The sequence below is a fragment of the Actinomycetospora sp. genome, assembly GCF_055612215.1.
Window position 1 is genome coordinate 1 of sequence record NZ_JBVPVA010000779.1, and the last position, 2,156, is coordinate 2,156.

Sequence of the window (2,156 nt, forward strand, 5' to 3'; positions counted from 1 at the left end):
TCGAAGTTGCGGGCCAGCGAGTGCGTGGTCGTCCGGACCCGCTGCTCGAGCTGGTCGTTCTCCCGGGTCAGCCGCGCGTGCCGCTCGGCCCACCGGGCGCGGTCGTCGCGGTCGGCCCGGCCGTGCATCGGGTGGGAGCGCAGCGCGCGGCGCAGCGACGCGAGCTCCGGGTCCTCGCTCTCGGCGCCGCGCCGGCGCCGGGTGCCGCCGCTGCGGGTCGGCGGCTCGAGGCCGGTCTCGCGCAGCGCGGTGGCGAGGTCGCGGCGCCCCCGGGGGATCTTGTGGTCGACCCGCTTCGGGAGCTTCATGGTCCCGAGCGCGCTGACCGGGTCGGGGAAGTCGGAGATCGACAGGCGGCCGGCCCAGCGGTCCTCGGTGAGCACCAGCGGGCGCGGCTCCATCCCGCGCCCGGAGCGGTCGACGCCCGGGTCGAGCACGACGGCGAGGCCCGCGCGCTTCCCGCCGGGCACGGCGATCACGTCGCCGGTCCGCAGCGCCTCGAGCGACGCCGCGGCCTCGGCCTTCTGCTCCGAGCGCCCCTGCTTCGCGAGCTGCTTCTCCCGCTCGGACAGGCGCCGGCGCAGGTCCATGTACTCGGTGAACCCCGCGAGCGACTCCTCGCCGCCGTCCTCGCCGGCCATGGCCTCGGCGTAGCCCTCGAGGGCCTCCCGGTTGCGCTCCACGCGCTTGGCCAGGTGCACCACCGAGCGGTCGGCCTGGAACTGCGCGAACGACTGCTCGAGCAGCACCCGGGCCTGCGCGATCCCGAGCCGGTCGACGAGGTTGACGGCCATGTTGTAGCCGGGCCGGAAGGACGAGCGCAGCGGGTAGGTCCGGGTCGAGGCGAGCCCGGCGACCTGCGCGGGGTCCATCCCGGGCGTCCAGAGCACCACCGCGTGGCCCTCGACGTCGATCCCCCGCCGGCCCGCCCGGCCGGTGAGCTGGGTGTACTCCCCCGGGGTCAGCTCGACGTGGGACTCGCCGTTGTACTTGACGAGCTTCTCCAGCACGACGGTGCGCGCCGGCATGTTGATCCCGAGGGCGAGGGTCTCGGTGGCGAACACCGCACGCACCAGGCCGCGGACGAACAGCTCCTCGACGGTCTCCTTGAACGCCGGCAGCATCCCCGCGTGGTGGGCGGCGACGCCCCGCTCGAGGCCCTCGCGCCACTCCCAGTAGCCCAGGACGTCGAGGTCGGCGTCGGGCAGCGCCGCACACCGCTTGTCGACGACCGCCCGGATCTCGTCGACCTCCGCGGCCCCGGTGAGGCGCAGCCCGGAGCGCACGCACTGGGTGACGGCGGCGTCGCAGCCGGCGCGGCTGAAGATGAACGTGATCGCCGGCAGCAGCCCGGCGGCGTCGAGCCGCTCGATGACATCGACGCGCGAGGGCGGCCGGTAGGACGACCCGGAGCGTCCCGGCCCGCGGCCCGGCCCGGCCCCGCGGTCGTCCCGACGGCGCGCGCCGTCCCGCCCGCGCCGCGGCGGCGGCCCGGAGCGGCCGCGGCGGAACCCGCCGCCGTCGCGGTCGACCTCCGCGACGGCCTTCGCGAGTGTCGGGTCGACCTTCACCGTGTGCTGGTCGTGGCCCGCGCCGCGCTCCTCGGCGAACAGGTCGAACATCCGCGAGCCCACGACCATGTGCTGCCACAGCGGCACCGGCCGGGTCTCGTCGACGACGACGGTGGTGTCGCCGCGGACCTCGACGAGCCAGTCCCCGAACTCCTCGGCGTTGCTGACCGTGGCCGAGAGCGAGGCCAGCTGCACGTGGTCGGGCAGGTGGAGGATGACCTCCTCCCACACCGCGCCGCGGAAGCGGTCGGCGAGGTAGTGCACCTCGTCCATCACCACGTAGGCGAGGCCGTCGAGCGCCGGCGCCTCGGCGTAGAGCATGTTGCGCAGCACCTCGGTCGTCATGACGACGACGGGCGCGGAGCCGTTGACGGCGGTGTCGCCGGTGAGCAGGCCGACCGCGTCCGCGCCGTGCCGGGCGACGAGGTCGGCGTACTTCTGGTTCGACAGCGCCTTGATCGGCGTGGTGTAGAAGCACTTCTGGCCCCGCGCGAGGGCCAGGTGCACCGCGAACTCACCGACGACGGTCTTGCCGGCACCGGTCGGCGCGCACACCAGCACGCCGTGCCCCTCCTCCAGCGCGAG

General features: G+C 75.0%; 1 protein-coding gene. It reads right to left on the bottom strand.

Annotation, left to right across the window (positions count from 1 at the left end; genetic code table 11):
• A partial coding sequence (locus AC0CYZ_RS21345; protein ID WP_472219007.1) for a DEAD/DEAH box helicase occupies positions 1-2,156 on the bottom strand: 2,156 nt, incomplete at both ends.